Source organism: Streptomyces buecherae (assembly GCF_014295035.1).
In the GTDB taxonomy this organism is placed as follows: Bacteria; Actinomycetota; Actinomycetes; order Streptomycetales; family Streptomycetaceae; genus Streptomyces; species Streptomyces youssoufiensis.
On record NZ_CP060404.1, the window covers coordinates 8,286,967 to 8,300,079 of the forward strand.

The 13,113-nt window shown below is 71.5% G+C and carries 9 protein-coding genes; 5 read left to right on the forward strand and 4 right to left on the reverse strand.

The window, feature by feature from the left end:
* Positions 1-8 precede the first annotated feature (8 nt).
* Positions 9-2,522: a DEAD/DEAH box helicase gene (locus H7H31_RS32865; protein WP_187064749.1), complete on the reverse strand. Its 2,514-nt coding sequence runs from the start codon at positions 2,520-2,522 to the stop codon at positions 9-11.
* 136 nt (positions 2,523-2,658) lie between these two features.
* Between H7H31_RS32865 and H7H31_RS32870 the strand changes: the two genes are divergently transcribed.
* Together H7H31_RS32870 and H7H31_RS32875 are read left to right on the forward strand one after the other, a co-directional pair.
* Positions 2,659-3,450 (forward strand): metal-dependent hydrolase, encoded by a 792-nt coding sequence (locus H7H31_RS32870; protein WP_187064750.1) that lies wholly within the window; start codon positions 2,659-2,661, stop codon positions 3,448-3,450.
* Between the two features lie 174 nt (positions 3,451-3,624).
* A complete protein-coding gene (locus tag H7H31_RS32875; protein WP_187064751.1) occupies positions 3,625-4,347 on the forward strand; it encodes a L,D-transpeptidase family protein in 723 nt (240 codons plus the stop codon).
* Between the two features lie 48 nt (positions 4,348-4,395).
* On the opposite strand, the gene H7H31_RS32880 is transcribed toward H7H31_RS32875, so the two are convergent.
* Together H7H31_RS32880 and H7H31_RS32885 are read right to left on the reverse strand one after the other, a co-directional pair.
* Complete coding sequence (locus H7H31_RS32880) at positions 4,396-5,769, reverse strand: Gfo/Idh/MocA family protein (protein WP_232110403.1); 1,374 nt, start codon at positions 5,767-5,769, stop codon at positions 4,396-4,398.
* A gap of 305 nt (positions 5,770-6,074) precedes the next feature.
* The gene (locus tag H7H31_RS32885) at positions 6,075-6,527 is read right to left on the reverse strand and encodes a MarR family winged helix-turn-helix transcriptional regulator (protein ID WP_187064753.1); all 453 of its coding nucleotides are present in this window, start codon (positions 6,525-6,527) and stop codon (positions 6,075-6,077) included.
* 112 nt (positions 6,528-6,639) lie between these two features.
* Here H7H31_RS32885 and H7H31_RS32890 point away from each other — a divergent pair, with 112 nt between their 5' ends.
* The 3 genes from H7H31_RS32890 (at position 6,640) to H7H31_RS32900 (ending at position 10,947) form a co-directional block, all read left to right on the forward strand.
* Complete coding sequence (locus H7H31_RS32890) at positions 6,640-8,451, forward strand: ABC transporter ATP-binding protein (protein ID WP_187064754.1); 1,812 nt, start codon at positions 6,640-6,642, stop codon at positions 8,449-8,451.
* A gap of 571 nt (positions 8,452-9,022) precedes the next feature.
* Entirely contained in the window at positions 9,023-9,622 is a 600-nt protein-coding gene (locus tag H7H31_RS32895; protein ID WP_187064755.1) for an ArsR/SmtB family transcription factor, read from the forward strand.
* Positions 9,619-10,947: an MFS transporter gene (locus H7H31_RS32900; RefSeq protein WP_187064757.1), complete on the forward strand. Its 1,329-nt coding sequence runs from the start codon at positions 9,619-9,621 to the stop codon at positions 10,945-10,947. Before H7H31_RS32895 ends, H7H31_RS32900 begins: the two co-directional genes overlap by 4 nt.
* Positions 10,948-11,159: 212 nt before the next feature.
* Here H7H31_RS32900 and H7H31_RS32905 read toward each other — a convergent pair whose 3' ends face one another.
* The gene (locus tag H7H31_RS32905) at positions 11,160-13,058 is read right to left on the reverse strand and encodes a hypothetical protein (protein WP_187064759.1); all 1,899 of its coding nucleotides are present in this window, start codon (positions 13,056-13,058) and stop codon (positions 11,160-11,162) included.
* Positions 13,059-13,113: the final 55 nt, after the last annotated feature.

The following is a 13,113-nucleotide window of genomic DNA, read 5'->3' on the forward strand; positions in this document are numbered from 1 at the left end:
CTGGGAGGCTACAGCGCCCCCACGTCGGTCACGCGGATCACGGCGCGGCCCTCCTCGTCGGACGCCGCCAGGTCCACCTCGGCGGAGATGCCCCAGTCGTGGTCGCCACCGGGGTCGGCGAAGGTCTGCCGCACCCGCCACAACCCGTGCTCCGGCTGCTCCTCGATGCTCAGCAACTTCGGCCCGCGCGCGTCGGGCCCGGTGCCGATCTCCTCGTACTCGTCCCAGTACGCGTCGAGGGCCCGGCCCCAGGCTTCCGCGTCCCAGCCCGACTCCCCGTCGAGCTCGCCCAACTCCTCGACCTTGTCCAACGCGGCCAGCTCCACGCGGCGGAACAGGGCGTTGCGCACCAACACCCGGAAGGCGCGGGAGTTCGCGGTGACGGGCCTGACCTGCTCCGCCCGCTCCTGTGCCTCCTCCGCCGACTCCACCTCCGGGTTGGCGAGCTGTTCCCACTCGTCCAGCAGGCTGGAGTCGACCTGTCGCACCATCTCGCCGAGCCAGGCGATGAGGTCCTCGAAGTCGTCCGACTTCAGATCGTCCGGGACGGTGTGGTCCAGCGCCTTGTACGCGCTGGCCAGGTAGCGCAGCACGATGCCCTCGGTGCGTGCCAGGTCGTAGTACGACGTGAACTCGGTGAACGTCATCGCCCGCTCGTACATGTCGCGGATCACCGACTTGGGCGACAGCGGGTGGTCACCCACCCACGGGTGGCTCTTGCGGTACAGGTCGTAGGCGTGCGACAGCAGTTCGTCCAGCGGGCGCGGGTAGGTGACGTCCTGGAGCAGTTCCATCCGCTCCTCGTACTCGATGCCGTCCGCCTTCATCTGCGAGACGGCCTCGCCCCTGGCCTTGTTCTGCTGCGCCGCCAGGATCTGCCGCGGGTCGTCGAGCGTCGACTCCACCACGGAGACCATGTCCAGCGCGTACGAGGGGGACTCGGGGTCCAGCAGCTCGAAGGAGGCCAGGGCGAACGTGGACAGCGGCTGGTTGAGCGCGAAGTCCGCCTGCAGGTCGACGGTGAGCCGCACCACGCGGCCCTCGGAGTCCGGCTCGGGCAACTGCTCGACCACGCCACCGTCCAGCAGGGAGCGGTAGATGGCGAGAGCGCGGCGGATGTGCCGCAACTGGTTCTTGCGCGGCTCGTGGTTGTCCTCGAGCAGCCGCCGCATCGCCTCGAACGCGTTGCCCGGACGCGCGATGATCGCCAGCAGCATGGTGTGGGTGACCCGGAACCGGGAGGTGAGCGGCTCCGGCTCGGAGGCGATGAGCTTCTCGAAGGTGTTCTGCCCCCAGTTGACGAACCCCTCGGGCGCCTTCTTACGCACCACCTTGCGGCGCTTCTTCGGGTCGTCGCCCGCCTTCGCCAGCGCCTTCTCGTTCTCCACCACGTGCTCGGGAGCCTGCGCCACCACGAACCCGGCGGTGTCGAAGCCGGCCCGCCCGGCCCGGCCGGCGATCTGGTGGAACTCGCGGGCCCGCAGCGTGCGCACCCGCTGCCCGTCGTACTTGGTGAGCGCCGTGAACAGCACGGTCCTGATGGGCACGTTGACGCCGACGCCGAGCGTGTCCGTACCGCAGATGACCTTGAGCAACCCGGCCTGCGCGAGTCGTTCCACCAGCCGCCGGTACTTGGGCAGCATCCCCGCGTGGTGCACGCCGATCCCGTGGCGTACGTAGCGCGAGAGGTTGCGGCCGAACTTGGTGGTGAACCGGAAGTTCCCGATCAGCGCGGCGATCTCGTCCTTCTCGGCGCGCGAGCACATGTTGATGCTCATCAGCGCCTGCGCCCGCTCCACCGCCGCCGCCTGCGTGAAGTGCACGATGTAGACGGGCGCCTGGCGCGTCTCCAGCAGTTCCGTGAGCGTCTCGGTCAACGGCGTCGTCCGGTACTCGTAGCTGAGCGGGACCGGTCGGGTGGCCGAGCGCACCACGGCGGTCGGCCGCCCGGTGCGGCGGGTCAGATCCTCTTCGAACCGGGAGACGTCGCCCAGCGTGGCAGACATGAGGATGAACTGCGCCTGGGGCAGCTCAAGGATCGGGATCTGCCAGGCCCAGCCCCGGTCCGGCTCGGCGTAGAAGTGGAACTCGTCCATCACCACCTGCCCGACGTCGGCGTCCTTGCCGTCCCGCAGGGCGATGGAGGCCAGCACCTCGGCGGTGCAGCAGATGATCGGCGCGTCGGCGTTGACGGACGCGTCGCCGGTGAGCATGCCGACGTTCTCGGTCCCGAAGAGCTTGCACAGCTCGAAGAACTTCTCCGACACCAGCGCCTTGATCGGAGCGGTGTAGAAGGTGACCTCATCGCGCGCCAGCGCCGAGAAGTGCGCCCCGGCGGCCACCAGGCTCTTGCCCGAGCCGGTGGGGGTGGACAGGATGACGTTCGCGCCGGAGACCACCTCGATCAGTGCCTCTTCCTGGGCCGGATAGAGCGAGATACCACGCTCCTCCACCCAGGACGAGAACGTCTCGAAGAGGGCATCGGGGTCGGCGTCGCTCGGCATCTGATCGATAAGAGTCACGCCCCCATACTGCCTGCTCTCGGGCCCCGGGCGGGAACCGACTGCGTTAACGAAGATCATTCGTGGATAGGCTGTGCCGGGCCGATGAGAACACCACCCGCCGGGGAGCGGGCACGAGCAGGGGCGGGGAACGACGATGATGGGACCGGCGCATTCGCTGTCCGGAGCGGCAGCCTGGCTGGGGGTGGGGGCGGCGGCCGCGGCCGCCGGGCACCCCATGCCCTGGCCGGTGCTCGTCGTCGGCGCGCTGATCTGCGCCGGAGCCGCGCTCGCCCCGGACCTCGACCACAAGTCGGCGACGATATCCCGCGCCTTCGGTCCCCTCTCGCGCGCCCTGTGCGGGGTGATCGACAGCCTCTCCCACGCCGTCTACCAGGCCACCAGGAAGACGGGCGACCCGCGGCGCGCGGGTGGGCACCGGACGCTCACCCATACGTGGGTCTGGGCCGTGCTGATCGGCGCCGGCGCCTCGGTGCTCGCCGTCAACGGTGGCCGTTGGGCCGTCCTGGGTCTGCTCTTCGTGCACATGGTGCTCGCGGTCGAAGGACTGTTGTGGCGGATGGCCCGGGTCTCAAGCGACGTGCTGGTGTGGCTCCTGGGCGCGACCAGCGCCTGGATTCTCGCCGAGATACTCAACAAGCCGGGCAACGGATCGGACTGGCTGTTCACCGGGGACGGTCAGGAGTACCTGTGGCTGGGGCTGCCGATCGTGCTCGGCGCGTTGGTGCACGACATCGGCGACGCCCTGACGGTCTCTGGCTGCCCGATCCTGTGGCCCATACCGATAGGCCGCAAGCGCTGGTACCCGATCGGTCCGCCGAGGATCATGCGGTTCCGGGCCGGGAGCTGGGTGGAGCTCAAGGTGCTGATGCCCGCCTTCATGCTGCTGGGCGGCGCGGGCGGCCTCGGAGCCCTCGGCTTCCTGTAGTCGCGCCGCTCGCGGGGCCTCCGCCCAGGGCGACACGGCGGGTGGGGCGTCGATCGGGTACCGGACCGCGAGCGGTCCGCCCCGTGGGTCCTGGCGCCCGCGCGGCGGACCACCGGGCCGTCGGCTTCCTCGGCGCCTTACGAGGCCGCGGGAGGGGGTGCGACCATGGACCGCATGCGGATGTCGGGCGTGCTGCGGGGGGTGGCAGCGGTCGTGCTGGCCGCCGGCCTTCTGGTGGGCTGCGAGGGCGGCGAGCGAGGGACCGGGAGCGACGGGAGCGATTCGGCGGCGTCCAACGGGTCACGTACCACTGACAAGCGGCGCATCCCGGACGTGGGGGAGAAGTGGGCGGCGCGCATACCCCGCTCGGCCCGCCAGGTGGTGGCCGTCTACGGCGAGGGCAGGAACTCGGCTGACGCCACCGTCGTGCTGTACACCAAGGACGGCGATGCCTGGCAGCGGGACCGTTCGTGGTCGGCGCACAACGGGAGGCGGGGCTGGACGACCAACCACCGCGAGAACGACAAGCGCAGCCCGGTCGGCGTCTTCACGCTCAGCGACGCGGGCGGAGTGCTGGCCGACCCCGGCGCGAAGCTGCCGTACCACCACACCGCCGCCTTCGCCGCGCCGCACTACTGGCCCAGGACGCACTGGCACGACTTCGACTACGTGATAGCGATCGACTACAACCGCGTCAAGGGCACGACGCCCCTCGACCCGACCCGCCCCCAGGGCACCCGCAAGGGCGGCAGCATCTGGCTGCACCTCGACCACGGGAGCGGCACGTCGGGATGCGTGAGCCTGCCCAAGGCGGGGATGGCGTACCTGCTGAAAACGCTCGACCCGGCGCGACACCCCGTCGTGGTGATGGGGGACGAACGGGAACTGGCCGCCTGAGGCGATCGGGCACGGCCCGCCAGGTGGGGACGGGCCGTGCGCCGCGGATCAGTCGCCGGCGGGCTTGGGCGAGTCGATACCGGAACGGGGCTTCTTCCACAGCCCGCGGGTGAAGTCGGGTATCTCCTGGGGCGCGCCGTTGGCCTTGATGGACGCGTGACTCAGGGGGAGAGGCGCGGTCCAGGTGGCCGCGTCGTAGACGTCGAAGTCGGGGACGAGACCCAGGCGCATGCACTGCATCAGGCGGAACAGCATGATGTAGTCCATGCCGCCGTGCCCGCCCGGCGGGTTGGCGTGCTCCTTCCAGAGCCAGTGGTCCCAGTCCGCGTAGTCCGCGAAGTCGCCCCACTGGTGGTCGTTCCTGTCCGGTTCGAGATAGACGCGTGGTGGATAGTCCTCGAAGACGCCCTTGGTGCCGCCGAGGATGTTGAGCCGGCTGTAGGGGTGGGGGTTGGAGACGTTGTGCTCCAGCCGGATGACGCGCCCCTTGGCCGTTTGCACGAGGCTGATCGACATGTCGCTCTCGATGTACGACTCCTTCCAACTCGGGTCGCCCGGCGGCATGTGTTCCTCGCGGTAGGCGGCGAGGCCGAGGGAGGGTGAGCCGAACGTCGTGATCCGCACGGCTCGGTCGCCCCGATTGACGTCCATGTAGTTGGCGACCGGGGCGAACCCGTGGTTCGGGTAGAGGTCGCCACGGAGCCTGGTGTGCCACCGCCGACGCCACGGCCCCTCGTAGTAGGTGGGCGAGAACATCAGCGCCCGTAGGTCGTGGATGTACGCGCCGGCGCCGTGCAGCAGTTCACCGAAGAGGCCCGCGTGCGCCATGCGCAGCACCCGCATCTCGTTCCTGCCGTACGCGCAGTTCTCCAACTGCACGCAGTGCCGGCGCGTGCGCTCGGAGACGTCCACCAGCTCCCACAGCTGGCTGAGCTCCATGGCCGCGGGGCATTCCACGCCGACGTGCTTGCCCTGGAGCATGGCCGCCCTGGCCATGGCGAAGTGGGTGTCCCAGGGCGTGGCGACGTAGACGAAGTCGAGGTCGGAACGTTGACACAGCCGCTCGAAGTCCTGGTCGTCCTTGGTGTAGAGAGCCGGTGCCGGCTGCCCCGCCGCCGTGACCTTGCGGGCGGCCCGCTCGGCCTTCGCGCGCACCACGTCGCACAGCGCGACGACACGGACGCCCGGCAGTGCGAGAAACAAGTCGATCATGCTGCCACCGCGCTGGCCGAGGCCGACGATGCCCACCCGTACGGTGCCGCGCCCCTCGAACGGCACCCCGATCATGGTCGCGGCACGACGCGAAGTGGGCGCCGCCCCGGTGGTCTCCGTCGCCCCCGTCGCTCGCGCGTCGGCAGCCGCTGCCTGCTGGCCCCCGAGTGCGCCGATGCCGAGCCCGGCCGCTCCGGCGGTCCACAGCACGGAGCGACGGCTGGGGGCGGGGGATTCGTCCCCCCGCGGGCCGCTGGACGTGTTCTGGTCGTGCGGTGTTGCCTCGTTCACCGAGCCTCCTGGAAAGCTGATGGCGCGTGGCGTGCTACATCGCGTCAGACCTTGGCGGGCGTGAGGCACGTGGCACAAGAAGCGGAACGAGGCTTTCTTGGCTGGAAGGACAGCAGGGGATGGCACAGGGGTCGTGCGGTCGGGCGGCTTGGGCAGGTCGTCCGTGCACGTGACCTCGGGAACAGGCGTGGGCGCACTGCCCCGGTCGGCGCGTCGAGCCCGGGTCAGCGACCGTCGACGCAGTCGCGCGGGCTGCCCGCGAGGGTGTTGAGGAGGCTGCCCAGCAGCTCTCGCTCCCGCGCGTCCAGCGGCTCCAGGATGTCCTCGGCCGCGGAGCGGCGAGCCTGGCGCAGCGCGCGGAGCGTGGCCCGGCCGGCGTCCGTCAGCTCGATGCGTATCACGCGCCGGTTCGACGGGTCGGGGACGCGGCGCACCACGCCGTTCGCCTCCAACGCGTCCACCAGCGTCGTCACCGCGCGGGGCACCACCTCAAGCCGGGCGGCCAGGTCGGCCATGCGCGGAGGCTCGGCGTCGTACAGCGCCACGGTGCGCAGCAGCCGGGCCTGGGCCGGGGTGATGCCGAGGGGCTCCAGATAGCGCTTGTGCGCGCGGTGCAGCCTACGGGTGAGGCGCAGCAACTGCTCGGCGAGCTGACCGGAGGCGTCGGAGGCGGGCATGTGGGGAGCCTAGCAGGACTGAGTACATTGTGAGCTTAGGTAACAGTGAGCTATGCTCGGCAAGGCCGCCGCCAGCCGGCCCGCAGATCCCCGCGTATCCCGGAAGGAGTCCATGCGCGATCACGAACCACGGTGGGAGCCACCCGCTGCCGACCGGGATGAACCAGCCCAAGTACGACGCATTCTGCGCCTCTTCCGCCCCTACCGAGGCCGACTCGCCCTGGTCGGGCTGCTGGTGGCCGCTTCCTCGCTGGTCACGGTGGCCTCGCCGTTCATGCTGCGCGAAGTGCTCGACACCGCCATTCCCCAGGGTCGGACGGGGCTGCTGACGCTGCTGGTCTGCGGCATGATCGTCGCGGCCGTGGTCAACAGCATCTTCGGTGTCCTACAGACCCTGATCTCCACCACTGTCGGCCAGCGGGTCATGCACGATCTGCGCACCGCCGTCTACGACCGCCTCCAGCGCATGTCGTTGGCGTTCTTCACGCGCACCCGCACCGGCGAGGTGCAGTCGCGCATCGCCAACGACATCGGCGGCATGCAGGCCACCGTGACGTCCACGGCCACGTCCCTGGTCTCGAACCTGACCAGCGTGATAGCGAGCATCGTGGCCATGCTGGCGCTGGACTGGCGGCTGACGGCGGTCTCGCTCTGCCTGCTCCCGGTCTTCGTCTGGATCAGCCGTCGGGTCGGCAGGGAGCGCAAGCGGATCACCTCGCAGCGGCAGAAGCAGATGGCGGCGATGGCCGCGCTCGTCACCGAGTCGCTGTCGGTCAGCGGCATCCTGCTCGGCCGCACCATGGGGCGCTCGGACTCGCTCACCGCCGATTTCACCCGCGAGTCCGAGCGGTTGGTGGACCTGGAGGTGCGCTCCAGCATGGCCGGCCGCTGGCGCATGGCGACCATCGGCATCGTTATGGCGGCCATGCCCGCGGTCATCTACTGGACGGCCGGCATGGCGCTCCAAGGCGGCGGCTCCGGCGTGAGCATCGGCACCCTGGTCGCCTTCGTCTCGCTGCAACAGGGCCTGTTCCGGCCGACGGTGAGCCTGCTCTCCACCGGAGTGCAGATGCAGACCTCGCTGGCGCTCTTCCACCGCATCTTCGAGTACCTCGACCTGCCGGTGGGCATCGCCGAGCCGGACCAGCCGGTGCGCCTGGGCACGGTGCGCGGGGACGTTCGCTTCGAGGACGTCAGCTTCGCCTACGACCCCGACGCGGCCGAACCCGCCCTGCGGGGCATCGACGTGACGGTCCCCGCCGGCGGCAGCCTCGCCGTCGTCGGCCCCACGGGCTCGGGAAAGAGCACCCTGAGCTACCTCGTGCCCCGGTTGTACGACGTGACCGCCGGACGCGTGCTCATCGATGGCGTGGACGTGCGCGACCTCAGCTTCGACACGCTCGCCAACGCCGTCGGAGTGGTCTCCCAGGAGACGTACCTCTTCCACGCGTCCGTGGCGGACAACCTGCGCTTCGCCAAGCCCGACGCGACCGACGAGGAACTGCGGGCCGCGGCCGAGGCGGCACAGATCCACGAACACATCGCGTCGCTGCCCGACGGCTACGACACGCTCGTTGGCGAGCGGGGATACCGGTTCTCGGGTGGCGAGAAGCAGCGGCTGGCGATAGCGCGGACGATCCTGCGCGATCCGCCCGTCCTCATTCTCGACGAGGCCACCAGCGCGCTCGACACCCGCACCGAGTACGCCGTACAGCGCGCCATCGACGCCCTCGCCGCCAACCGCACCACGATCACGATCGCCCACCGGCTGTCCACCGTGCGGGATGCCGACCAGATCGTCGTCCTGGCCGACGGCCACATCGTCGAGCGCGGCACGCACGAGGAACTCATGCTCAAGCAGGGCCGGTACGCGGCACTCATACGCGGAGACGACGAGGCGTCGGTGGCCATGCCGGCCGGCTGACGAGCGGCCCGAGCACACCCCACACGAGCCGGCCGCCGCGCCCACCGGCAGCGGCGGCCAGGCTCGGCGCGGCCCATGCCTCTCGTGCCGACCGTCCCGCCGGCCCCGTCTGTGCGGCGCGCTCCGCCGCGCCCATCTGCTCCTGCCGGGAGTAGCGCGCCGACGGGTTCCCCGGACCGCGCCCGGCGCCCTGGGGCCGCTCGGCCCACGCCCGAAGCCCACGGCGGCGCCCCGGAACCAGCCGCATCGCGGGCCCGCCAGGCGCCAGCAACCCGCGCCCCCAACGCTGCCGGTGCCTGGCCCGGCGCTCGGCCCGGCGCTCGGGTTCGGTGGGAGGCGCGAACGCGGCCCTCGGGGCCGGCCCCGCGCGTCCGCGCATCGAACCAGGCGTACGCCTCGCACCCGACCAACCCGACCAACCCCACCAATCGGCACGCGCGGGCGGGTGGCGGTGGTCGTGTGACGCGTCGCAGCTCGGAGTGTGTCCGTACAGGCCGTCGCTGCCATGCGAGCCCCCTTCTCCAGATCTGAGAGTTGACTCTCACAATATTTGAGAGGAAGCTCTCACGTTATGGATTCCGAGAATCGACTGGGTGACATCGAGATCACCGACCCGCAGGCGATGCGGGCACTGGCCCACCCGGTGCGGCTGGCCATCCTTGACCGCCTCCAGCGGCACGGCCCGGCCACGGCCACCCAACTCGCGCCCCACGTGGGCGCCACACCGTCGGTGACCAGTTGGCACCTACGGCACCTGGCGGGCTTCGGGTTGGTCCGGGATGCCGAAGCCGGGCCGGACCGTCGGCAGCGGCGATGGCAGGCGGCGGCGCGTGGGTTCCGGTTCCAGACGCCGAAGGACGGGGAGGGTGGCTCGGCCGCGCGGGCGCTGTCCCGGGAGATGTTCGCGCGCTACGGGGATCTGCCGAGCAGGTGGTTGACCGAGGTCGAGCCCCACCTCGAACCGGCCTGGCAACAGGCCGCTGGTCTGGCCAACACCCGGGTGGTCGTCTCGGCGGAGGAACTCGCGGCGATTCAGGACGGCATCGAGCGAGTGCTGGCCCCGTACGTGACGCGCGATGCCGCCGAGCGGCCGACCGGCAGTCGCGGCGTCCGACTGATGCGCTACGTCCTGCCGGAACGGGACCAGGAGTCGGCGGATGAGACGCCATGAGCACTGCGAAGATCGATGCCCCGGTGTCCCTGTGGCGTGATCGGCGGTTCCGACGGTTCTGGGCCGGGCAGTCCGTTTCGGAGTTCGGTGACCGCATATCCGAACTGGCCCTGCCGCTGATCGCCGTCACCGCGTTGAGCGCCTCGGCCAACCAGGTGGCGTGGCTGACCGCGCTCATCTGGACACCGAATCTGTTGGCGATTCTCCTGGGGGCGTGGGTCGACCGTCGGGTGCGTAAGCGCCGCCTGATGGTCCTGGCTGACCTGGTGCGCGGCGCGGTGTTGCTGAGCCTCCCCGTGGCCTACCTGCTCGATGCCGTGAGCCTTGGCCAGCTCTATGTCGTCGCACTGCTGACCGGCACCGCGGCGGTGTTGTTCAACACCGCTTATCCACCGTTCTTCGCACAGCTCGTGCCCCGTGCGTCCTACGTGGAGGCGAACAGCAAACTCAGCGCCAGCCGGTCGATGTCGCACGTGGTCGGACCGGCAGCCGGCGGCGGCCTCATTCAGGCGTTGACCGCGCCCGTCGCCGTGATCGTGGATGCCCTGTCGTATCTGGCATCGGCATTCCTGGTAGGGCGCATACCGCTCGACGAGTCGCCCGGTGGCGTGGACGCGGGAACGGGGCCTTCGCTGCTCCGACGTGCCCGGGAAGGGATGACCTACGTCGCTCGGCACCCGGTGCTGCGCGCTGGGCTCGGCTGCGCGGCGACGGTCAACTTCTTCACCTTCGTCGCGGGCAGCGGACTGGTGGTGCTGTTCGCCAACCGTGATCTGGACCTGTCCGCCGGGGCCATCGGACTGGTTCTGGGAATCGGCTCGACCGGCGCCCTCCTGGGCGCCGTCATCGCCCCACGGGTGTCGCGGCGGATCGGCGTCGGGCGCAGCATTCTCGTCGGGGCCGTGCTCTTTCCGGCGCCCATCGCCATCGCGGCCAGCGCGGGCGGACCGCTGTGGGCGCGAGTGGGCGCGCTGGCCGCCGCGGAGTTCCTCTCCGGGGTCGGCGTGATGCTCTTCGACGTGAATCTCAACTCCCTGCAGACCAGCGTGATCCCCGATGCCATGCGCAGTCGCGTGGCGGGCGCCTTCAGCACCGTCAACTACGGCATGCGGCCCATCGGAGCCGTCGTCGGCGGATTGCTGGCCACGGGATGGGGCCTGCGGGCGACACTGCTCGTCGGCGCCGCTGGGGGAGTGTTGTCGCTGTTTTGGCTGCTGTCCTCACCGATACCGCGCATTCGTTCACTGGACCCGGAAAACGCGACCGTTCCGTGCGCCGACGCCGATGCGGACAACGGCCTCACGCTTGACCGGCCTCAGGCTTGATCGGGCTCAGGGTTGACGCCGCTGGCGGTCGCTGGCCATGCCACCGCCAGCGAGCGTGCCGGGTCGGTTCGACAGGCGCGGTGAGGCCGGAACAGCCACGCCCCGGGCTCGGCGGTACGCAGCCGCCGCGCGGCCGGCCGGAGGCGCGGCGCGTGGCGGCTGCCTGCGGTACGAGGGCGCCGACCGCACCGCACCGCACCGCACCGCTTAGCTCAGCTCGCGCGGACGCTGCGCAAGCTCTCCAACCTCGCCTGGATGGCCCGCAGCGCGCCGGGTCTGCGCCCCGGTACGCGGGTGCGCAGGGCCATCAGTTCGGTGGCCAACGAGCGGGCTCGCAGCAGGTCGTTGACGTGCTGCCACTGGTGGTGCGCCCGGTCCACCGCGCCCTCCACGTCGGGCTGGTCCGCTGCCTGCCCCGCGCTCAGGCGTGTGGTGGCGGCGGCCATCCACAGCTCGCAGGCGCGGGCCGGGTCTCCGGCGAGCCGGGCCAGGTCGGCGCGTACCTCAAGCCAGTGGAGCGCCTGCGGCGAGTCGGGACCCGCGGAACGGAACGCCTCCTGCTCCCAGGCCGCGGCCATCGCCGCGGCCTCGCTGTGCCGCCCCGCGTGCGCCGCCTCCAGTATCGCGCCGTGCGGATCGTGGGCCACCTCGCCGCCGCCGTACCCCGGCGCGTACGCGGGCGGCGGGCCGGGATCGTACGGCCGTCGCGGGGCCGCCTCGGCGTCCCCGACGGCTGCGCGGTCCGCGACCGAAGCCGGCTCGTCCTCCCCGCCCTGCCCGGAGTGGCGGTCCAGGGTCGGCGCGGCCTCATCCGCCGAGGCCGTATGCGGTTCGCCGGAGTGAGTGCCGGAGGCCGACAGCGAGGGCTTGTCGGAGTGAGCGGCCGACGCCCGCGGCGGGGGTGGCACCGCCGCGCGCTGAGACGGCCCCTCGCCAGCGGGCTCGACCGGCCTCGCCTCGCCCGCCGGACGGGCCGCCGCGTCCGTTGGCTCGTCCGCCGCGTCGCCTGCCTCCGGCGCGCGGGGAGCGGCGGACGCCGCCGGTGGCGCAACGGGCGGGCTCGACTGCGGGGTTGTAGCTGGTGCGGCTGGTGCGGCTGGTGCGGCTGGTGTGGTGCTCGGTGTCACGGACGGGGCGGGCTCCGATGCCGTGACCGCCGGGTCCGGGCCCGGGTCTGGGTCCGGACCCGCCGACGGCGTGGGCGTCGCGTCGACGGGGGGCCACTGAGGCTGGTCGGGCGTCGGGTTGGGTTGCGGGCTCGTGGGCCCGACCGCCGGCTCGAAGCCCGGGACCAGCGGGAGACCGGCCCCCGGTGGCGGTGAGGCCGGCGGCGCCCAGGCGTTCGCCGCGCCCGTCGGCGCCGGTCCGAGGGCCGGGTCGGCCGGGCCCGTGGGGGGCGTGTGCGGCACGCCGAGCGGTAGCATGCCGCCCCCGCCGGCGGGGTGGGGCGCGCCTCCCGTGGACGCCACGAGCAGGGCGGTCCCCTGGTCGAGCCCCGACTGCTCGACGGCGTGCTGGTGCAACTGCGGCAGCGGTGGGCGGGTGCCCACCGAGCGGAGGGCCGCGGCCAGGGCCCGGGTGTAGTGCGGGGTGTTGAGCTGGCGGCGGCGCGGCGGGGGAACGACGCACCCGTACAGCGCGAGCCCGATCGTCAGCTGCTCGGCGGTGAGCTTGGGCCAGGCCGTCTCGTCGGCCGCCAGGTCGGCGAAGACGGTGGTGGTGCCGGCGGGCCGGTGGCCCAGCTCCGAGAGCAGCCAGTGCCAGGGCAACGCGGTGTACCGAGCCGTCTTCGGCGTCGTGCGCGCCAGTGCCAGATGTGGCAGGTGTTGCTTGGTGTCCAGCGTCAACTGGCCGACGAGGTAGACCAGGACGGGCCCCGGGTGGGCGGCTGCCGTGCGCAGGTGGGTCAGCACGGTGTGCGGCTCGTCGGGATCGACGAGTTGCACCACCTGTGCGCCGCCCGCCGTGCCCAGTAGCACCGACGGTGCGACGGCCGCCAGCGACGGCAGTGCGGCGGCCGTGTCCATCGCCCGCTGCTTGCCCGTCGGTCCTGCCGCGATGAGCAGGGCGTATCCCGACTCGTTCGCCGCTCCTGCCCCGTTGTTTGCCATGGCAGCACCGTATCCGTTCCGGCCGTCGTCCCGGTGCCCGGCGGCGGAGCGTACG

Coding starts and splice junctions, on each gene's coding strand:
- H7H31_RS32895 (WP_187064755.1), top strand. CDS start 9,023: ATGGATTCCGAGAATCGACTGGGTGACATCGAGATCACCGACCCGCAG.
- H7H31_RS32875 (WP_187064751.1), top strand. CDS start 3,625: ATGCGGATGTCGGGCGTGCTGCGGGGGGTGGCAGCGGTCGTGCTGGCC.
- H7H31_RS32890 (WP_187064754.1), top strand. CDS start 6,640: ATGCGCGATCACGAACCACGGTGGGAGCCACCCGCTGCCGACCGGGAT.
- H7H31_RS32885 (WP_187064753.1), bottom strand. CDS start 6,527: ATGCCCGCCTCCGACGCCTCCGGTCAGCTCGCCGAGCAGTTGCTGCGC.
- H7H31_RS32905 (WP_187064759.1), bottom strand. CDS start 13,058: ATGGCAAACAACGGGGCAGGAGCGGCGAACGAGTCGGGATACGCCCTG.
- H7H31_RS32900 (WP_187064757.1), top strand. CDS start 9,619: ATGAGCACTGCGAAGATCGATGCCCCGGTGTCCCTGTGGCGTGATCGG.
- H7H31_RS32870 (WP_187064750.1), top strand. CDS start 2,659: ATGATGGGACCGGCGCATTCGCTGTCCGGAGCGGCAGCCTGGCTGGGG.